Source organism: Rhizobium phaseoli, from assembly GCF_010668805.1.
Taxonomy (GTDB): Bacteria; Pseudomonadota; Alphaproteobacteria; order Rhizobiales; family Rhizobiaceae; genus Rhizobium; species Rhizobium phaseoli_A.
The window spans coordinates 257,889-276,789 of record NZ_WUFT01000001.1; the positions used below are offsets into that span (position 1 = coordinate 257,889).

Annotated in this window: 16 protein-coding genes; 7 read left to right on the forward strand and 9 right to left on the reverse strand. The window is 63.1% G+C overall.

Annotated elements, in window-relative coordinates; genetic code table 11:
- The first annotated feature begins 32 nt into the window (after positions 1–32).
- Both GR197_RS01365 and GR197_RS01370 read left to right on the forward strand, forming a co-directional pair.
- Positions 33–1,271 (forward strand): MFS transporter, encoded by a 1,239-nt coding sequence (locus tag GR197_RS01365; protein ID WP_164006249.1) that lies wholly within the window; start codon positions 33–35, stop codon positions 1,269–1,271.
- Entirely contained in the window at positions 1,268–1,654 is a 387-nt protein-coding gene (locus GR197_RS01370) for a VOC family protein (RefSeq protein ID WP_164006250.1), read from the forward strand. Before GR197_RS01365 ends, GR197_RS01370 begins: the two co-directional genes overlap by 4 nt.
- 9 nt (positions 1,655–1,663) lie before the next feature.
- Here the strand turns inward: GR197_RS01370 and GR197_RS01375 are convergent, their stop codons facing one another.
- The 8 genes from GR197_RS01375 to ubiE all read right to left on the reverse strand — a co-directional run bounded on the left by GR197_RS01375 (position 1,664) and on the right by ubiE (position 11,662).
- Positions 1,664–3,325: a urocanate hydratase gene (locus GR197_RS01375; RefSeq protein ID WP_164006251.1), complete on the reverse strand. Its 1,662-nt coding sequence runs from the start codon at positions 3,323–3,325 to the stop codon at positions 1,664–1,666.
- A 64-nt stretch (positions 3,326–3,389) separates the two neighbouring features.
- The gene (locus GR197_RS01380; protein ID WP_164006252.1) at positions 3,390–3,719 is read right to left on the reverse strand and encodes a TfoX/Sxy family protein; all 330 of its coding nucleotides are present in this window, start codon (positions 3,717–3,719) and stop codon (positions 3,390–3,392) included.
- 3 nt (positions 3,720–3,722) lie between these two features.
- Complete coding sequence (locus GR197_RS01385; RefSeq protein ID WP_164006253.1) at positions 3,723–4,820, reverse strand: DUF917 domain-containing protein; 1,098 nt, start codon at positions 4,818–4,820, stop codon at positions 3,723–3,725.
- On the reverse strand, positions 4,801–6,081 hold the full coding sequence (locus GR197_RS01390) for a Zn-dependent hydrolase (protein ID WP_164006254.1): 1,281 nt from the start codon (positions 6,079–6,081) through the stop codon (positions 4,801–4,803). The genes GR197_RS01385 and GR197_RS01390 overlap by 20 nt, the downstream gene beginning before the upstream one ends.
- Complete coding sequence (locus GR197_RS01395; RefSeq protein WP_164006255.1) at positions 6,078–7,457, reverse strand: dihydroorotase; 1,380 nt, start codon at positions 7,455–7,457, stop codon at positions 6,078–6,080. Before GR197_RS01395 ends, GR197_RS01390 begins: the two co-directional genes overlap by 4 nt.
- A 23-nt stretch (positions 7,458–7,480) precedes the next feature.
- Positions 7,481–9,067, reverse strand: coding sequence for an aromatic amino acid lyase (locus GR197_RS01400; protein WP_164006256.1), 1,587 nt, complete (start codon positions 9,065–9,067; stop codon positions 7,481–7,483).
- A 195-nt stretch (positions 9,068–9,262) separates the two neighbouring features.
- Positions 9,263–10,837, reverse strand: coding sequence for a 2-polyprenylphenol 6-hydroxylase (gene ubiB, locus GR197_RS01405; protein ID WP_164006257.1), 1,575 nt, complete (start codon positions 10,835–10,837; stop codon positions 9,263–9,265).
- 48 nt (positions 10,838–10,885) lie between these two features.
- Positions 10,886–11,662 carry a bifunctional demethylmenaquinone methyltransferase/2-methoxy-6-polyprenyl-1,4-benzoquinol methylase UbiE gene (ubiE, locus tag GR197_RS01410; protein WP_164006258.1) on the reverse strand — a complete coding sequence of 259 codons (777 nt, stop codon included), beginning with the start codon at positions 11,660–11,662 and terminating at the stop codon, positions 10,886–10,888.
- 149 nt (positions 11,663–11,811) lie between these two features.
- On the opposite strand from ubiE, the gene mutM reads away from it, so the two are divergent.
- The 5 genes from mutM (at position 11,812) to GR197_RS01435 (ending at position 17,626) form a co-directional block, all read left to right on the forward strand.
- Positions 11,812–12,702 carry a bifunctional DNA-formamidopyrimidine glycosylase/DNA-(apurinic or apyrimidinic site) lyase gene (gene mutM / locus GR197_RS01415; RefSeq protein WP_164006259.1) on the forward strand — a complete coding sequence of 297 codons (891 nt, stop codon included), beginning with the start codon at positions 11,812–11,814 and terminating at the stop codon, positions 12,700–12,702.
- A gap of 15 nt (positions 12,703–12,717) precedes the next feature.
- Positions 12,718–13,494 carry an enoyl-CoA hydratase gene (locus GR197_RS01420; RefSeq protein ID WP_164006260.1) on the forward strand — a complete coding sequence of 259 codons (777 nt, stop codon included), beginning with the start codon at positions 12,718–12,720 and terminating at the stop codon, positions 13,492–13,494.
- 191 nt (positions 13,495–13,685) lie between these two features.
- Positions 13,686–13,964, forward strand: a complete 279-nt coding sequence (rpsT, locus tag GR197_RS01425) for a 30S ribosomal protein S20 (RefSeq protein WP_164006261.1) — start codon at positions 13,686–13,688, stop codon at positions 13,962–13,964.
- Between the two features lie 857 nt (positions 13,965–14,821).
- Positions 14,822–16,372 (forward strand): chromosomal replication initiator protein DnaA, encoded by a 1,551-nt coding sequence (gene dnaA / locus GR197_RS01430; RefSeq protein WP_164006262.1) that lies wholly within the window; start codon positions 14,822–14,824, stop codon positions 16,370–16,372.
- Between the two features lie 171 nt (positions 16,373–16,543).
- The gene (locus tag GR197_RS01435) at positions 16,544–17,626 is read left to right on the forward strand and encodes a saccharopine dehydrogenase family protein (protein ID WP_164006263.1); all 1,083 of its coding nucleotides are present in this window, start codon (positions 16,544–16,546) and stop codon (positions 17,624–17,626) included.
- A gap of 64 nt (positions 17,627–17,690) precedes the next feature.
- On the opposite strand, the gene hemW is transcribed toward GR197_RS01435, so the two are convergent.
- Entirely contained in the window at positions 17,691–18,893 is a 1,203-nt protein-coding gene (gene hemW, locus GR197_RS01440) for a radical SAM family heme chaperone HemW (protein ID WP_164006264.1), read from the reverse strand.
- Between the last annotated feature and the right edge of the window lie 8 nt (positions 18,894–18,901).

Here is an 18,901-nt window from a genome sequence, read left to right on the forward strand (position 1 = left end):
CCATGAATTCGAAGGCTCATCAGGATGAAGATATGCCGCCGTCAGCACATGCCGTGAAGACCGTGATCGCAGGAGAGAAGCATTATCTGACGCGCGGCACCGCCGCCTATCGCCGCGCCAGCCTGGCGCTCTTCCTTTCCGGCTTTTCCACCTTCTCGCTGCTCTATTGCGTGCAGCCGCTGCTGCCGATCTTCTCGCAGGAATTTGCCGTCAGCCCGGCCGAAAGTTCGCTGTCCCTCTCACTCTCCACCGGTTTTCTGGCGGTCGCCATCATCTGCGCCGCCGCCGTTTCGGAAGGTCTCGGCCGCCGCAGCCTGATGGCACTATCGCTGGTCGGCGCGGCATTGCTGACGATTGCCACCGCCTTTGCTCCGGATTGGCACCTGCTGCTCGTCATCCGCGCCCTGCAGGGCCTCGTTCTCGGCGGCGTGCCGGCTGTCGCCATGGCCTATCTCGCCGAGGAAATCGATCCGCGCGGCCTCGGTGCCACCATGGGCCTCTATGTCGCCGGCACGGCCTTCGGCGGCATGTCCGGTCGCGTGCTGACAGGCATCTTCGCCGAATATTTTACCTGGCGCCCGGCGCTTTTCATCATCGGCGCTATCGGCCTTGCCGCCGCGCTCGGCTTCATCGCCCTCTTGCCGCGGTCGAGGAATTTCGTCCGCCGGCCGGGCTTCGATCTCAGCTTTCATATCAAGGCCTGGCTCGGCCATCTCGAAAATCCGGCGCTGCCCTTCATCTTCGCCATCGCCTTCCTGGCGATGGGCTCCTTCGTGACGATCTACAACTATGCCGGTTTCCGCCTCGTGGCGCCGCCCTATGGCCTCAACCAGACCGAGCTCGGCCTGATCTTCACCGTCTATCTCTTCGGCATCGGCGCCTCCTCGATCGGCGGTCTCATCGGAGACCGGATCGGCCACTTTCGCGTGCTTCTCTCCGGTCTGGCGCTGACGGCCGCCGGCAGCGCGCTGACGCTGTTTGCCCCGCTGCCATCCATCATTCTCGGCATCATCGTGCTGACGACCGGCTTCTTCATGAGCCATTCCATCGCCAGCGGCCTTGTCGGCAAGTTGGCGCATGGCACCAAAGGCCACGCCTCGTCGCTCTATATGCTGGCCTATTATGTCGGCTCCAGCCTTATGGGCTCGGCCGGCGGCTGGTTCTTCGCGATGGAAGGCTGGGCCGCCGTCGTCCTCTTCACGCTTGCCATGCTGGCGCTGGCCTTTATCTCCGCCTGTGTGGCGCAGCGCCTTGCGAGGAGAAAAGCATGATCCGCATAGACCGTCTCGACCATCTCGTGTTCACGGTCGCCGATATCGAAACCACCTGCGATTTCTATTCCCGCATCCTTGGCATGTCGGTCGAGATCTTCGCGGAAGACCGCAAGGCGCTGAAATTCGGCAGACAGAAGATCAACCTGCATCAGGCCGGTCACGAATTCGAACCCAAGGCGAGACATCCGACCCCTGGTTCAGGTGATCTCTGCTTCATCGCCGAGACGCCGCTTGCTGATGTCATCACCCATCTGCAGGCCGCAGGCGTTGCGATCGAAGAAGGGCCGGTCGAACGCACCGGCGCGACGGGGCGCCTGCGCTCGGTCTATTTCAGAGACCCCGACGGCAATCTCATCGAAGTTTCGAATCTGATCGGCTGACTGCCCACATCAACCAAGCCGGATATAGGGCACGTCCTTCTTCGCCACCTCGTCCAGCGCCTCCTCGTAGCCCGCATCGGCATACCGCATGACGCCGAGTGCGGTGTCGTTGGTCAGCGCGTGGTCGAGCCGCTCGTCGGCGGCATCGGTGCCGTCGGCGATAACGGTGACGCCGCAGCTCGTCATGTAGCCGGCATATCCGCCGCCGCCGGAATGGATGACGACGAGATCGGCCATCGATGAGCAGAGCATCATTGCGTCGATCAGCGGCCAGTCGGCGATCGCATCAGAGCCGTCCTTCATCCGCTCGGTCATGATGTTGGGATGCGCCATGGCGCCGGCATCGAGATGGTCGCGGGAGAAGGCGACCGGGCCTTTGAGGTCGCCGGTCGCCACCAGCGTGTTGACGCGCCGGGCGAGCATCGTGCGTTCGCCGTGGCCGAGCCAGGCGATGCGGGCCGGCAGCCCTTCGAAGGGAACGTGCTGGCGCGCCAGCCGGATCCAGTTGGTGATGATCTTGTTGTCGGGGAATAATTCCAGCAGCAGGTCGTCGATGCGGGCGATATCGCTCTCCTCGCCCGACAGCGCCATCCAGCGGAACGGTCCGATCGCCCGGGCAAACAGCGGCCTCAGATAGGCTTCGGTGAAGATCGGAATGTCGAAGGCTTTGGTCACGCCGCCTTCTTTTGCCTGGGTGCGGATAAGGTTGCCGTTGTCGAAGACCTCAGAACCGCGCTTCTGGAATTCCAGCATCGCGGTCACATGGTCAACGATCGAGGCGCGACTGGCCGCCATCAATTGCCCCTGGCCGTCCTCGCGCAGTCCCCTGACCTGCTCTAGGTCCATGCCCTTCGGCACATAGCCATAGACGAGGTCGTGCGCCGAGGTCTGGTCGGTGACGATGTCGGGCACGATGCCGCGCCGGGCAATCTCCGGATAGACCTCGGCCGCATTGCCGACAAGGCCGACGGAAAGCGCCCGCTTGTCCTTCACCGCCGCATCGATCATCTCCAGGGCGCTATCGAGATCGGGGGCGATTTCCTGGAGATAGCCGATCTGCTGGCGCTTGCGGGCGCGTTCTGCATCAATATCGATGCAGAGGATCGCCGCCCCTGCCATGCGGCCGGCGAGCGGCTGCGCCCCACCCATGCCGCCGAGACCGGCCGTCAGCACGAAGCGGCCGAGAAGATCGCCGCCGAAGCGCCGCTCGGCGATGCGCATGAAGATCTCGTAAGTGCCCTGAATGACGCCCTGGCTGCCGATATATTGCCAGGCGCCGGCCGTCAGCCCGCCCCAGCAGATCAGCCCCTTGCGCTGCAGCTCGTAGAACACCTCGGCTTTCGCCCATTGCCCGACGATATTGCAGTTCGCCATGATGACCAGCGGCGCCTTGGCGTGCGTTCGAACGAGGCCGATCGGTTTGCCGGACTGGATGAGCAGCGTCTGGTCTTCGTCCATCTCGGTCAGTGCCTTGACGATGCCCTTGTGCGCCGCCCAGTTGCGAGCCGCCTTGCCGAGTGCGGCATAGACGATCAGGTTTTCCGGATCCTCGCCGACCGACAGCACGTTTTCGAGCAGCCGCAGCAGCGCCTCCTGCCGCCAGCCCTTGGCCCGCAGCTGCGGCCCGCCGGGTATCGGAAAGTTCGGATGACGTGGATTGGCCTTCGGCATCGTGGATTCCTCGTTGGTTCTCTGCTCTTTCTCTTCTCCCCGCTGGGGAGAAGAGGGTATCAGGTCACTTGCCAGGCAGCGATTCCACATAGGCGAGCGCCGCATCGAGCAAACGCCGTCTGAGCGCATCGTCGCCGTAAACCGCAGCTGTCGCCCGCACCCAGCCCCGCATCACACGCTCGCCGGACAGCATCTGGATCACGCCGGACAGCGCCAGTGCCCAGCCGTCATTGCCCTTGCCGAGACGGATCAGCATGCCGTCATGGCGCGCGCAGCAGAGAAGATTGCCGTTCAGCATGAAGGCCCAGCCGCCGAACATGGATTTTTCGGCAAGGCCAGGCCGCTCGCCGAGTTCCTCGCGCATCAGCTCTTCGAGACCGGAATCGCGCGTCATGACTCAAGCTCTCGTCGCCAGTGCATAACGGGCGATCTCGATCCCCATCGCCTTTTCGACGACCGGATAGACGGTCGGGTCGAGCACGCTTGCCGACAGCGGTATGATATCCTTCGGCACATGCAGGATGAAGATAGGCATGCCCTCCTTGAGCTGGCCGACGCTGAGCGGTTCGCCCTCCGGCGACAGCGTGGTGATGACGGCGGGGAAGGTGGCAAGCCGCCCGCCATCCGCGGCGTCCACCGCCATATATTCGTTCATCACATGTAGCCGCACCGATTTTTCGCCCCTGCCGACGGTGACCGTGCCGATGTCGAAGGCCTCCTTGGTGTAGACGACGTCCTTGCGGGTGATGACGCCCTCGGCGAGGATATGCCCGCCCGTCGTCTTGCAGATGGCGTCGATGACAGCAGATCCGCCGCGCTTCTCCGCCGCAATGATTGCCTCGCCGAGCGCAAGCGCCATCGAGATGCCGCCGAGTGCTGCATGGCTGCGCACATAGGAGGCTCTCAGCGGATTGCGGCAGCTGGCGATGAAGCCACCGGATTGATCGGCGGCGGCGCGCAGCACCGGTGAGATCTTCGCGGTCGCGCCCTTGACCACCAGTTCGATATAGCGGTTCTCGGCCCGATTGCCGCCGACGGCGGTCTGGATCATCTGCTCCGGCGAGCCGGCCATGCCGATCGAGCCCATGTCGCCTGTGGGGTGCGCACGGATATCGCCGACCGCGTCGACCACCTTGGTGCCGAGGATTGCCGACGGCAGCCAGCCGTTCAGCGTCGAGGATTTGCCGTTCTGGCCGATGATCAGTCCGGAGAGCCTTTCGCCTAGCGCCTCCTGCAGCAGCTGCACGGCTTTGACATAATCGATGCCTTGCATTTCCCAGGGCGTGGTCGAGGCCGGCGCGCCGATTGCCGCCGCCGTCGCGATCCAGTCCTCGTCCTGCAACTCGTCGATCGACACCAGTTCCGGTTTGCCGATAGTGACGGCCGCCAACCCAAGCATCCGCCCGTGATCGGCCCAGCCGCCGCCGCCGGCGGCATAGACGGAGCCGCCCTTGACGGCCGCTTCCACGTCCTTCTCAACCAGTATGCGTCCCATCCGGCTTCTCCTGGTTCGAATTTCTATCCATCTCGCGCACCGCCTCAAACAGCACGGCGGCGCCGAGCGCGATGTCGTCATTGTCAGCCCATTCGTCAGGGCAATGGCTGCGGCCGTCCCGGCAGGGCACGAAGATCATCGCCGCCGGCGCCACCTTGGCGATCCAGGCCGTATCGTGCCCTGCGCCGGAAGCCATGCGGCGATGCTTGGCGCCGACGCGCTCGCAGGCGGCCTCCAGCGTCGACAGCAGCCCGGCATCACCCGGCGTCGGCAGGTTGTCGGACACCCGGTTCGGCGCCTTGATCGTCACGCCATAGGCGTCCGCCAGCTTTTCGACATGGCCGTCGAGCCAGCGGCAGAAGGCCTCCATGTCGGCGCGGATCTCGGCGCGGCCATCGATCAGCAGCACCACCTTCGAGGGCACGACATTGGCCGCATTCGGCTCGATCCGGAATTCCCCGACCGTCGCTGCGAAGTGCCCTGGTGTTTTGGCTAGCTCGGCGGCGGCGTTGCGGATGTCGAGCACCAGCTGCGAGGCCGCCACCAGCGCATCCGCCCGCCGGTCCATCGGCGTCGTGCCGGCGTGATCGGCCCGCCCCTCGACGGTAATCTCCAGGCGGGTGATGCCCGAAATCGCGGTGACGATGCCGATATCGGCTTTTTCGGCTTCGAGCACCGGCCCCTGTTCGATATGGAGTTCGAGAAAGCCTGCCAGATCGGGCCGCTTCTGCTGCGCCAGCACGTCTGGACTGCCCCCTACCTCAGCGATACCCTCGGCAAGGTCGCGCTCGTCGCTGACGCGTGAAAGCCAGGCTTCCGGCAATTGCCCGGTCATCCCCCGGCTGCCGATGCAGGACACGCCGAAGATGCTCACCTCCTCGGCAAGAAAATCGACGATCTCCAGATCGTGGTCGAGCTCCACGCCCTGCTCACCCAGCGCACGCGCCACCTCCAGCGCCGAGATCACCCCGGCAATACCGTCGAAGCGGCCGCCATCCGGCACCGTGTCGGAATGCGAACCGACCATGATCGTGCCGAGCCAGGGTTTGCGGCCGGTGCGCCGGCCGATCAGATTGCCGGCGGCATCGATCCGCGTTTCCAGTCCCGCCGCCTTCATCCGCGTTTCGATATAGGCCCGCCCTTCGAGAAAGAGCGGCGTAAAGGCCCGCCGCGTCCACGGATGCCCCGGCTCGGTGATGGCGGCCAGCGCCTCGATATCGCCAGCGATCCGGCCGGCATCGACGGGAAGATTGCGGCTCATGCACCGGCTCCCGCGATAACCTGGCGCGGCAGCGGCCGCACGAACCGGCCGGTGCCGGGCATGGCCAGCACCTTCCCGCGCTCGGCGATCTTTTCGCCGCGCAGATAGGTGGCCGCAACGGTCCAGAGCAGGCGGATGCCATTATAGGGGCTCCAGCCGACGACGTTGTTGCCGCTTGCGGCGGCATCATAGACGCTCTCCCGCGGCTCCAGCACGACGATATCGGCATCCTTGCCGGGGGTCAGCGCGCCCTTGATATGGTCGAGCCGGAAATGCTTGGCCGGGTTTTCCGCCATCAGCTTGGCCGCCCAGGTGAGTGGAATACCGCGTTCGCTGGCGCCTTTGATGAAAAGCGGTACCATCACCTCGAGACCGGGAACGCCGGAGGCGTTGGCGAGCATGTCGGGATTGGTCTTGCGGTTCTCCGACCAGCTGACGTGATCGGTCGAAACCAGCCAGACATCGCCCTTCGCCACCTTCCGCCAAAGCTTTTCCACCTCGGCGCGCGGCCGTACCGGCGGATTGATCTTTGCTTTGCCGCCAAGGCGCTGCACGTCGTTTTCTTCGTCGAGCGTTAGATAATGGATGCAGCATTCGACCGTCGCGACAAAACCGTCGCGGCGATAGGAACGTGCGATATCGTAGCCGCGCCCGAGCGAGCAGTGCACCACATGCGCCGGGCAGCCGGTCGCAGCCCCGGTCTCGAAGATCGTGTGCATCGCCAGGAGTTCGGTAATCGCCGGCCGCGACAGGCCGTGCGCCCGCCAGTCGGTGATGCCGCTCGCCTTCACCTGCTCCATGTAGCTGCGCACCGCCTCGTCGTCCTCATTGTGCACGCCAGCCGTCAGCCCCGTCGGCGCGATTGCCGCAAAGCAGGCGTCGAGCAGAGCCGGCGGAATGCGCGGAAAACGCTTGGGGTCTGTGCCGAAGGTCGAGAATTTGAACGCCGCAACGCCCGCCACGACCATCTCGGCAATCCGCGCGGCACCTTCTTGCGGATCGACCGTGCCGTAAAGCGCGAAGTCGACGCGCGCTTGCGGGCTCGCATGGTCGATCTTCCGTTTTACCGCCGCGGCCGAGCAGACGAGGTCGCCCTCGTCATAGGGCATGTCGACAATGACAGTCACGCCGCCGGCGGCTGCCGAGCGCGTCGACCAGATGAAATCCTCTTGGTCTTTCTGGGACAGCGAATGGACCTGCGCGTCGATCGCGCCGGGCAGGATCAACGCTTTGCCGAGCAGATGCCGTTCGCGCGCCGCAGGCGGCACGCCGAGGCCGACCTCGGCGATGCGGCCGTCGCGCACGGCGACATAACCCGCTTCGACAACGCGGTCCGGCAGCACCACCGTGCCCTGCAGAACGAGATCGAAGTCCATGACGCTTCCTCCCTAAGCTGAGATCAGAGTGCCGGTGCCTCATGGCGGGCCAGCCGCTCCTCGATGCGCTCCAGCGAGCCGAGCGCGAAGAAATCGTCGAAGGATGCGATCGGAACCTGCTCGGTCAGCCTGGAGACGAAGTCGTCCGAGCCGAGTTCCTCTTCGATCGCCTCCACCTCGGCCGAAAGCGGCCGATCGACGGTATAGAAATCCGCATGTTTGCGCACCACCTCGTAGAGCATGGCGGCGACGCCCTTCGGCTCGTCGCCGAGAATGTCGATCGCCTGGGCAGACAGCAGCGCCTCGAGCGCTGCGAGACGCTTCAGCGCCCGCATCTGCCGGTCGAAGCGCTCGATGACCAGCGGCAGGAAGGCTGCTTCGTCCTCCAGGCCCGCCGCCACCACCAGCGACTGCGCCGACACAGGATTGGACATTGACAGCACGCGCGAAAAAATCTCGCCGGCCAGCTTAATGATCGGCCCGAAACCGGTGGCGATCCGCCCCGGCGGCACGAGATTGACCGGCAGGTCGCGGCGCTGGCCGTTGCCGAGAATGACGCAACGGTTGAAGGCATTGCGCGCCGCATGCGCCATGCAGAGAGCCGCCGATTCGAGCAGGATCGTCACATCGAGCGGCAGTGAACCGCCCGAGGTCATCACCCGGCCTTCGACCACGACCGGATTGTCGTCCGAGCGCCCGGTGGCGGCAAGGATCTTGTGGCCGGTTGACAGCAGGTTTTCGATCACCGCGCCGAACACCTGGGCAATCATCCGCAGGCTGAGCGGATCCTGCACATGCGTGGCGACCGGCCAGTTCCAGTCGTCGGAGGCGTTGCAGAGCCAGGCGCCGATCAGCGCCTCGCGCGCCGTGCCGACGTGGCGGACCGCCTTCCAGGGATCGCGGGACGCCCCAAGCGCCCCGGCCGCCATCATCGCCGTTGCCAGCAGGATGCGGATCGAGGCGGCGGCATTGCGTGTCGTTTCGGCCGCCGCCGCAAAGCTCACCGCATTGATGCTGAGCGAGGCGAGGCTGTCGCGCGGGGCCATCCGCACCGGCTCCAGCCCGGCCGCCCGAAAAGCCTCTGCCGCCTGCATCCGGTTGCCGCGATAGACCGCTTCGCCGACGCCGGTCAGCACCGCGCCGATCTGTCCCATCAACCCGATATCGGCACAGCCGATCGAGCCGGTGCGGCGCACGACCGGGATGAGATCGGCCTCAAGCATCCTGATATAGGCCTGGATCAGCTCCGGCGTGCAGCCGACCTGGCCGGTCAGCGCCGTATTGACGCGGATCGCCATGGCATTGCGCACGACATTGCAGGAAAAGGGTGTGCCGGTGCCGAAATGATGGGCGCGCACCAGGCCGAGGTTGAAGGTGTCGAGTTCGTCGGCCGACCACTCCACATCCTTCATGGCGCCGACGCCGGTCGTCGCGCCGTAGACGGGCATGCCTGAGGCAATGGCCTCCTCGACGACCTCGCGGGCGATAGCGATGCGGGCCATGCCGGTCGCCGACGCCGAAATCGTCGCCTTGCCCGCACCGATCGTCACCATCTCGGCAAAACCGAGCGGCCGTCCGGAAAGTTCGATGCCAGGGCGTTCGTGCTGCATGTGCCATATCTCCTACAGCATGTCGCGCAAAAGTGTGCAGCGGTTTTGCGATAACGACATGCGTAAAAACAAAGACCTAAAGCGCAAGGAGCGAATCTGAAAGATCGCGACGCGCGTTAGATTACGAGACTAAGCGGCCCCTCCGTCACATGGGATATCCTAAATGCCGAACACAGCATGTTTTTGACAGGCGGATCAGCTCACCATCCAGGCAATATAGAGAAGCGTCAATGCGATGACCCAAAGCGCGATCCTGGCCGAGCGGTTATGCCGTGCTTCGGCCTTGCCGATCGCCTCGGCCGTCTGCGCATCGAAGCGCAGCCCGTGTTCGCTCATATGCAGCAGCTGGTGGTGGAATTTTTCGGTTTTCGCGGCGATTTCGGGCACGGCTTCAGCGAGTTTGATCGCCGCCTTCAGCCCGTCCTTGATATCGGTGGCAATCCGCTTCGGGCCGAGATTGGTGCGGATCCAGTCGCCGACAACCGGCTCGGATGCCTTCCACATGTTGAAGCGCGGGTTGAGCATGCGCGACACGCCTTCGACGACGACCATGGTCTTCTGCAGCATCACCAGCTCCGGCCGTGTCGCCATGTCGAACAGCTCGGTCACTTCGAAAAGCAGCGTCAACAGCTTGCCCATCGAGATCGTCTCGGCTGGCTGCCCGTGGATCGGCTCACCGATCGCCCGGATCGCCTGGGCAAAGCTCTCGACATTGTGATGGCCGGGCACATAACCCGCCTCGAAATGCACTTCGGCGACGCGGATATAATCGCGGGTGATGAAGCCGTAGAGGATTTCGGCGAGGAACCGCCGCTCCTTCTTGCCGAGGCGCCCGACGATGCCCATGTCGACGGCGACGATCATGCCGCCCGCATCGACGAACAGGTTACCCGGATGCATGTCGGCGTGAAAGAAGCCGTCGCGCAGCGTGTGGCGCAGGAATGACTGGATCAGCGTATCGGCGAGCAGGTTGAGATCGTGGCCGGCCGCCCGCAGCTCCTCGACGTCGGACATGCGGGTGCCGTCGATCCATTCCATGGTGATGACGTCGCGCCCGGTGCGCTCCCAGTCGACCTTCGGCACGCGGAAGCCCGGGTCTTTTTCGGTATTCTCGGCGATCTCGGAAAGGGCGGCCGCCTCCAGGCGAAGATCCATCTCCACCTTCGTTGTCTGCTCCAGCGTCTTCGTCACCTCGACCGGCCGCAGCCGTCGGCTGGAGGCCAGGAAACGCTCCTGCATACGGGCGACGAGATACATCGCCTCGATGTCATGGGCAAAACGCTGGCGCACCCCCGGCCGCACGATCTTGACGGCGACCTTCTTGCGGCCCTCTGACGTCTCAATCTCGGCGGGGTGCACCTGGGCGATCGAGGCAGCGGCGATCGGCTCGTCGAAGCTCGCATAGAGTTCGCTGATCGGCCGCCCGAGCGAGCCTTCGATATTGGCCTTGGCGGCAGCGGAGGGAAAGAAGGCCATCCGGTCCTGAAGCTGCGACAGGTCGTTGGCGAATTCGACGCCGACGACATCCGGCCGCGTCGCCAGGAACTGGCCGATCTTCACATAGGAGGGGCCGAGCCGCTCGACGGCCTGCGCCAATCGGTCGCTGCGCTTCTGATGCCGCGCCTTGCTGCGCTCGAAAATCGTCACGAAGGATTTGGCGACCGCGACCGGTGGCGGCAGACCTTCGGATGGAAGAGCCGATACGACACCCTCGCGCACAAGCACCCAGCCAACGCGCCAAAGGCGGAAATAGGCCCCGAAAGTGCTCATGCTGCACTGCCCCGCCGGCCGAGGTTCGTGTTTTCTTGCCTCATACCCTCAAAGCTTCCAGCCGGAATGCAGCGCGGCAATGCCGCCGGTATAATTGGTGTAGGTGACGCGCGAAAAGCCGGGCTGGCGGATCATTGCCGCGAAATTCTCCTGGTTCGGGAATTTGCGGATCGATTCCACCAGATATTGGTAGGGTTCGGCCTCGCCGGTGATCGCCTTGCCGAATTGCGGAATGGCATTGAACGACCATGCGTCATAGATCTTGTCGAGAAGCGGCATATCGACTTCGGAAAATTCCAGCACCAGCAGGCGTCCGCCACGCTTCAACACCCGGTAGGCCTCCGCCAGCGCCGCATCGATCCGCGGCACGTTGCGGATGCCGAAGGCGATCGTATAGGCGTCGAAGCTGGCAGCCTCGAAAGGCAGTTCCTCGGCATTCGCCTCGACGAAGGTGAGATTGCCGGAAAGCTTCTTCTTTTCCGCCCGCTCGGCGCCGACGCCGAGCATCGAGCCGTTGATGTCGAGCACGGTCGCATGCGCCTGCCGGCCCGAGGCCTCGACGATACGGAAGGCGATGTCGCCGGTGCCGCCGGCAACGTCCAGCACCTTGTAACCCGGCTCCTTGCGAGGGTTCAGCGCCGAGATCATCGCATCTTTCCAGGCACGGTGCATGCCCATCGACATGACGTCGTTCATGATGTCGTAGCGCTTGGCGACCTTGTGGAACACCTGGTTGACGAGGCCCTGCTTCTCGCCGTCAGACACCTCACGGAAGCCGTAGGAGGTCTCCATGCCGCCATCGGCGGAAGTGCGGCTTTCTGACATCAGGCTGCTCCATTCCTTAAGATTCGGGCACGGCGGCCATAGCGAAAGACCGCGCGCGACGTTATCACAGGGCCGCACTCTGCGCGGCACACTGGCGCTATAGCGCACATCGCCGTCGGTTGAAACACGTTAGATATAGATGGGTTAAGATGCCGGAATTGCCAGAAGTCGAAACGGTGAAACGCGGCTTGGCGCCGGCGATGGAAGGGGCTCGCATCGCCAGGCTGGAACTGCGCCGCGGCGATCTGCGCTTCCCCTTTCCCGACGCTTTCGCCGAAAGGGTGTCCGGCCGCACCATCGTCAGCCTTGGCCGCCGGGCCAAATATCTGCTGGTCGATCTCGACGACGGCAACACGCTGATTTCCCATCTCGGCATGTCCGGCTCTTTTCGCATCGAGGAGGGTGCCATCTCCGGCGCGCCGGGTGAATTCCACCATGCCCGCTCGAAGGACGAGAAGCACGATCACGTCGTCTTTCATCTGGAAGGTCAAGGCGGTCCTCGCCGCGTCGTCTACAACGACCCGCGCCGTTTCGGCTTCATGGATATGGTGGGGCGCGCCGAACTTGCCGCCCATCCCTTCTTCCGCGATCTCGGCCCGGAGCCGACGGGAAACGAGCTCAGCGCTGCCTATCTCGCCGAGCGCTTCCGGGACAAGGCGCAGCCATTGAAGAGTGCGCTGCTCGACCAGAAGAACATTGCCGGTCTCGGCAATATATATGTCTGCGAGGCGCTGTGGCGCGCCCATCTTTCGCCGATCCGCGCCGCCGGCACGCTGGTGACGGCGGGCGGCCGGCCGAAACAGCAGCTTGACCTGCTCGTTGCCTCGATCCGCGACGTCATCGCCGATGCGATCGCCGCCGGCGGATCGTCGCTGCGTGATCATATCCAGACCGACGGATCGCTCGGCTATTTCCAGCATTCCTTCTCCGTCTACGATCGCGAAGGTCAGGCTTGCCGCACGCCCGGCTGCGGCGGTACGGTCGTCCGCATCGTCCAGGCGGGCCGCTCCACCTTCTATTGCGCCACCTGCCAGAAGTAAGAACGGGAGAACAGCATGGCCTATGAGACCCTGATCGTCGAAACTCGAGGCAATGTCGGCCTCGTCACGCTGAACCGACCGCAGGCGCTGAACGCGCTGAATTCTACGGTTCTCAAGGAACTGAGGCAGGCCTATGCCGCCTTCCATGCCGACGAGGCGGTCGGCGCCATCGTGCTCACCGGTTCCGAGCGCGCCTTTGCCGCCGGCGCCGATATCAAGGAGATGCAGCCGCTTGAATTCGCCGATATCTATAAGAGTGATTTCATCAGCGGCTGGGATGAAGTCGCCAAGGCGCGCAAGCCGGTGATCGCCGCCGTCAGCGGGTTTGCGCTCGGCGGCGGCTGCGAACTCGCGATGATGTGCGATTTCATTATCGCCGCGGAGACGGCCAAGTTCGGCCAGCCGGAAATCACCCTCGGCGTCATTCCCGGCATGGGCGGCTCGCAGCGGCTGACGCGCGCCGTCGGCAAGGCGAAGGCGATGGATCTCATCCTGACCGGCCGGATGATGGATGCCGCCGAGGCGGAACGATCGGGACTCGTTTCGCGTGTGGTGGCGCCGCCCGAGCGTCTCATCGACGAGGCGCTGGCCGCAGCCGAAAAGATCGCCTCACTGTCGCGCCCCTCGGTCCTGATGGCCAAGGAGGCGGTCAATCGCGCATTCGAGACGACGCTGGAGGAAGGGCTTCGCTTCGAGCGCCGGCTGTTTCACAGTCTCTTTGCCACCGAGGACCAGAAGGAAGGCATGGCGGCCTTTGTCGAGAAGCGCAAACCGGCTTTTACGCACCGTTGAATGCTTTTAGGCGGTTCCGGCGGCAAAGCTTGAAAATCCGCGTTGACGTGGGCCGGCTTTAGAGTTATATGCCCGCCCACGGTTCGGAAAGCCGGTTTGGTTTTCCGCGATTGCTCCCGCATTGCTGGATTTTGTGGCCGCAGGGCCCGCGGTAATGGCGGAGTTTGTTCGAATTCTTGAGAGAGGCATCCATGGCCAATACAACTTCGGCGAAAAAAGCGACCCGCAAGATCGCCCGCCGTACCGACGTCAATAAGGCTCGTCGCTCGCGCGTTCGTACTTTCGTTCGCCAGGTCGAAGAGGCCATCGCATCCGGTGACGCCGCCAAGGCGAAGGAAGCTTTCCTGGCTGCTCAGCCCGAGCTTGCCCGCGCCGCCAGCAAGGGCGTGGTGCACGCCAACACGGCATCGCGCAAGGTCTCGCGTCTGGCCGCTCGCGTGAAGGCTCTTTCGGTCACCGCGACCGCGTAATCTTCCATTAACGACTTCTTCTTTATGATTAGCCCGGTAATTTTACCGGGCTTTTTCGATTCCGCTGTTCAGCCCTTGCATGGTTAATCTTGAGACCGTTTCGTGTCAGCGCCATGACAGGAAAAATTGTTTGAAAACAAAGACTTGCGCAAGGATGCTTTCACGCCGCGCGACTCTCCCCCACGCGTCCCGGACCAAGGGGGAGTCAAGAAGATTATTATTTTTTTTCTTTCCCTGCGTGTCGAAATAGCCCGAACGGGGAATCTCCTTGATTCAAAAGCGATTCTTTTTTGACGCTGGTGTGACGCCCGAAAAGGGTCGGCGGAGTCAATGCCCGCTTGTTAATTTTGCGTAAAATTCATCGTTGATATTGCCTTTTGATCCTGCCTAAATGGCCTCCAACAAAGGGCGCGGACATCACCTGCAGAGGCTCGGTCTTAACTGCCACGTCGGCAGGGCGATTGGTTCGTGTCATTTGTTACGGAGCATTGCGCTTTCGTTTTTTCAAGCACTCGACGGATTTGGGCCGTAACGTGGCTGTTACGGGCAGGGATGTTTTGTGCCTTCAGTGGCCACACGTTTAAGGCGAGGTCGCCGGGGAAGGTTAAAGTGATATTGCGTTCGGGCTGATCGGTCGAAAACGAGGATCGACCGCCAGCCTGGCACGGGAAGCCGATGAAGGTTGCGGCATGAATGCGGTCCCTGCAACGGAATTTTGTGCCGGTCCCTTCGGGGGCAGTGTTTGAGTGAACCGGCAGGTAAGCGGCTTCATGAGGATGCCGTTCGCTCGCCAAAGCGGGGAATGATCGGGCGGCTATTTTAGCGGAAGCCGCCCGGTGGAATTGAAAGGCGGCATTATGCAGATGAATACGATGACAAAGGGCGGGCCTGACAATGGGGATATGGCACCGCAGACGTTTGGCTCCATTCGCCTCGAAGTGGGAGAAGCAAAGGCGGAAATGAAGCACAGCATCTTGTTTGAGCGCGTCAGCGCGCGCTTGAAGGCCCAGGTTGGTCCTGACGTCTATGCCAGCTGGTTTGCCAGGCTGAAGCTGCATTCGGTATCGAAGAGCGTGGTGCGCCTTTCGGTTCCCACCACTTTTCTGAAGTCATGGATCAACAATCGTTATCTCGATCTCATCACCGGCCTGTTTCAGGCTGAGGATTCAGAAATTCTGAAGATCGAAGTCCTGGTGCGCACGGCAACGCGCAGCGGCACGAAAGCGCTCGATGAGGCGGCCCAGCCCGAGCCGGTCGCTGCCCCTCAGGCGCGCCGTCCCGCAAGTGCCCAGCCGGCCGGCCAGGCCGTCCAGCAGGCGGTTTCCTCCGTTGCTGCGGCAAGGCCTGCAAGCTTTGGTTCGCCGCTCTTCGGTTCGCCGCTCGACAGCCGTTTCACCTTCGACACCTTCGTCGAAGGCAGCTCGAACCGCGTAGCACTTGCAGCGGCAAAGACGATCGCCGAAGCCGGTTCCGGCGCCGTTCGCTTCAACCCACTCTTCATCCATTCGACGGTCGGCCTCGGCAAGACCCACCTGTTGCAGGCAATTGCCAATGCGGCGGTGCAGAACCCGCGGGCTCTGCGCGTCGTCTATCTGACGGCCGAATATTTCATGTGGCGCTTTGCCACCGCAATCCGCGACAATGATGCGCTGACGCTGAAGGATTCGCTGCGCAACATTGATCTCTTGATCATCGACGACATGCAGTTCCTGCAGGGCAAGATGATCCAGCACGAATTCTGCCATCTCCTCAACATGCTGCTCGACAGCGCCAAGCAGGTGGTCGTCGCCGCCGACAGAGCTCCCTGGGAGCTGGAATCGCTCGACCCACGCGTCCGCTCGCGCCTGCAGGGCGGTGTCGCGATCGAATTCGACGCGCCGGATTACGAGATGCGTCTCGAAATTCTCAAGCGCCGCCTGGCAGCGGCCCGGATTGAAGATCCGTCGCTGGAAATTCCGGCCGAACTGCTCCAGCACGTCGCCCGCAACGTCACCGCCAGCGGCCGTGAACTCGAAGGCGCATTCAATCAGCTGGTCTTCCGGCGCTCCTTCGAGCCGAACCTGTCGATCGAGCGCGTCGACGAGTTGCTGGCGCATCTGGTTGGCTCCGGCGAGCCCCGCCGTGTGCGCATCGAGGACATCCAGCGCATCGTCGCCAGACACTACAACGTCTCGCGCCAGGAACTGGTCTCGAACCGCCGCACCCGCGTCATCGTCAAGCCGCGCCAGATCGCCATGTATCTGGCCAAGACGCTGACGCCGCGCTCCTTCCCAGAGATCGGCCGCCGTTTCGGCGGGCGCGATCACACGACTGTGCTGCATGCCGTGCGCAAGATCGAGGAGCTGATTTCGGGCGACAACAAGCTTTCGCACGAAGTCGAGCTGCTGAAGCGGCTGATCAACGAATAACGATCCCATTTTGAAAAAAACTTTGACGGCTGGGAGCGATTCCGGCCGTTTTCTTTTATGAGCTTTTTATTCTATACCTCCGGTCTTCCAATGCCTGTCGCTCAAAACGGCGGCGGTATTGGAAGGGCGATACAAGATGAAGAAACGCCGAATGGCGCGTGGGAGGAATGAATGGGTTTTAGAAAGATTGCCGTAATCGGCCTGGGCAAGGTCGGACGGCTGGCGGCGACGCTGTTGCATGAAGGCGGCTTCGAGGTCATCGGCGTCGATGCGCAATTGCCGCTGAGCGACGTTCCCTTCAAGTGCCGCGCCGGCGATATTTCCGACCCTCGGGTGGTCGGCGAGCTGCTGTCGAATGTCGAGGCGGTGCTCTCCTGCCTGCCTTACCATCTGAACATCGAATTGGCGCGCGCCGCCCATCTGGCCGGCATTCATTATTTCGACCTGACCGAAGACGTTCCCACCACCAATTTCATCATCGAACTGTCAAAGACCGCTCGCGGCCTGATGGCGCCCCAATGCGGCCTGGCGCCGGGTTTCGTCGGCATCGTCGGCGCAAGCCTTGCCGACGGCTTCGATCGCTGCCGTTCGATCCGCATGCGCGTCGGCGCCCTGCCACAGCATCCGACGGGACTGCTGGGTTATGCCTTCAACTGGTCGCCTGAGGGTGTCGTCAACGAATATCTGAACGATTGCGAGGTCATCGAGGGCGGTGTGCGCAAGCTCGTCTCGCCGATGGAATGGCACGAGACCGTCTATGTCGGCGGCGTCAAGCTCGAGGCCTTCACGACGTCTGGCGGTCTCGGCACCATGTGCGATACGATGCTCGGCAAGATCGACAATCTCGATTACAAGACCATGCGCTATCCCGGCCATATGGAGCTGATGAACTTCTTCTTCCACGAGCTTCTGATGCGCGACAAGCGCAAGCTCGCAGGCGAGATCCTGACCAATGCCAAGCCGCCTGTTGAAGACGATGTCGTCTATGTTCATGTCGCCGCCGAGGGCACGGAGAACGGCAGCCTGCGCCGCAAGGAGTTCGTGCGCGCCTATTACCCGATCGAGATTGCCGGCGCACGCCGCACGGCAATCGCCTGGACGACGTCGGCCTCCGTTGTTGCCGTCATCGAAATGGTCCGCGACGGCCTGCTGCCGGCGACCGGTTTCCTGCACCAGGAGCATATTCCGCTGGAAATGTTTTTAAAGACGCCGACCGGCAGCCTGTTCAAGGCGGGCGCTACCAGCCACAGCTGAGACATGCCTCCCGATGCGGCGGCGATTGATGCCGCCGCATGCGAAACCAATGGTCCTATGGGCCTCAGCAGGCGAGGTCAGCGACGACGGAATCGAGGATCAGCATGCCGGAGGGTGTGCAGCGCAGGCGTGAATTGCCGATCCGCTCGATGAATTTATGTTCAAGCAGGAATTCCTCGCGTTTCGGGTCGAGGTCGCGGCCGGAAAGCTGCTGCCACCGGGCAAGATCGACGCCCTCCCTGAGCCGCAGTCCCATCAGCAGCAATTCGTCGGACTGTTCCTCATAGCCGAGCCGCTCCTCGTCGAGAATGCCGTGGCCGTTGCGCTCGACCATGTCGAGCCAGGCTTCCGGCTTGCGCTCGGTCGCCGTCGCGAGCTTCTCGGCGCCACGCGTCAGCCGGCCATGGGCGCCCGGGCCGATGCCGGCGTAATCGCCGTAGCGCCAATAGGTGAGGTTATGCCGGCTTTCCGCACCCGGCCGGGCATGGTTGGAAACCTCATAGGCGGGCATGCCCTCGCGCGCGGTGATCTCCTGCGTCGCCTCGTAGAGCACTGCCGATTGCTCGCCATCCGGCACGATCAGCTTGCCTGACTTGTGCAGGCCATAGAAGGGCGTGCCTTCCTCAATGGTCAGCTGATAGAGCGAAAGATGGTCGACCGCGTAGGAGATCGCTTGCCTCAGTTCCTTTTCCCATTCCTCGACCGTCTGGTCTGGTCGGGCGTAAATCAGATCGAACGACATGCGCGGAAAAATGTCGCGCGCCAGCCGGATCGCCTTCAGCGCGTCGGCGACATCATGCAGCCGGCCGAGGAATTTCAGATCCCGGTCGTTCAGCGCCTGCACACCGAGCGAGACGCGATTGACGCCGGCCGCCCGGTAGCCGCGGAAACGTTCCGCCTCGACGCTCGAAGGATTGGCCTCCATGGTGATCTCGATGCCGGCAGGCACATGCCAATGCCGCGCAATGCCGTCGAGAATGGCCGAGACCGTTTCCGGCTTCATCAGCGAGGGCGTGCCGCCGCCGAGGAAGATGCTCGTCACCGTCTTCGGCCCGCTCATCGCCCGCACCACCGCCATCTCTTTCAGGAAGGCTGATGCAAAGCGCTCCTGATCGACAGGCTGGTGGCGCACATGGCTGTTGAAGTCGCAGTAGGGACACTTCGCCGCGCAGAAGGGCCAATGCACGTAGACGCCGAAACCGGGCTCGCCGGTATCGGGCAGCAGTGCGGCGTCGCGCGAAAGGCTTGGCGTGTCGAAATTGTCCACGGAGTGAT

What these genes read in the sequence shown, in the direction of transcription:
- GR197_RS01365 (WP_164006249.1), top strand. Translation starts at nt 33, where the DNA reads ATGCCGCCGTCAGCACATGCCGTGAAGACCGTGATCGCAGGAGAGAAG.
- GR197_RS01370 (WP_164006250.1), top strand. Translation starts at nt 1,268, where the DNA reads ATGATCCGCATAGACCGTCTCGACCATCTCGTGTTCACGGTCGCCGAT.
- GR197_RS01375 (WP_164006251.1), bottom strand. Translation starts at nt 3,325, where the DNA reads ATGCCGAAGGCCAATCCACGTCATCCGAACTTTCCGATACCCGGCGGG.
- GR197_RS01380 (WP_164006252.1), bottom strand. Translation starts at nt 3,719, where the DNA reads ATGACGCGCGATTCCGGTCTCGAAGAGCTGATGCGCGAGGAACTCGGC.
- GR197_RS01385 (WP_164006253.1), bottom strand. Translation starts at nt 4,820, where the DNA reads ATGGGACGCATACTGGTTGAGAAGGACGTGGAAGCGGCCGTCAAGGGC.
- GR197_RS01390 (WP_164006254.1), bottom strand. Translation starts at nt 6,081, where the DNA reads ATGAGCCGCAATCTTCCCGTCGATGCCGGCCGGATCGCTGGCGATATC.
- GR197_RS01395 (WP_164006255.1), bottom strand. Translation starts at nt 7,457, where the DNA reads ATGGACTTCGATCTCGTTCTGCAGGGCACGGTGGTGCTGCCGGACCGC.
- GR197_RS01400 (WP_164006256.1), bottom strand. Translation starts at nt 9,067, where the DNA reads ATGCAGCACGAACGCCCTGGCATCGAACTTTCCGGACGGCCGCTCGGT.
- ubiB (WP_164006257.1), bottom strand. Translation starts at nt 10,837, where the DNA reads ATGAGCACTTTCGGGGCCTATTTCCGCCTTTGGCGCGTTGGCTGGGTG.
- ubiE (WP_164006258.1), bottom strand. Translation starts at nt 11,662, where the DNA reads ATGTCAGAAAGCCGCACTTCCGCCGATGGCGGCATGGAGACCTCCTAC.
- mutM (WP_164006259.1), top strand. Translation starts at nt 11,812, where the DNA reads ATGCCGGAATTGCCAGAAGTCGAAACGGTGAAACGCGGCTTGGCGCCG.
- GR197_RS01420 (WP_164006260.1), top strand. Translation starts at nt 12,718, where the DNA reads ATGGCCTATGAGACCCTGATCGTCGAAACTCGAGGCAATGTCGGCCTC.
- rpsT (WP_164006261.1), top strand. Translation starts at nt 13,686, where the DNA reads ATGGCCAATACAACTTCGGCGAAAAAAGCGACCCGCAAGATCGCCCGC.
- dnaA (WP_164006262.1), top strand. Translation starts at nt 14,822, where the DNA reads ATGCAGATGAATACGATGACAAAGGGCGGGCCTGACAATGGGGATATG.
- GR197_RS01435 (WP_164006263.1), top strand. Translation starts at nt 16,544, where the DNA reads ATGGGTTTTAGAAAGATTGCCGTAATCGGCCTGGGCAAGGTCGGACGG.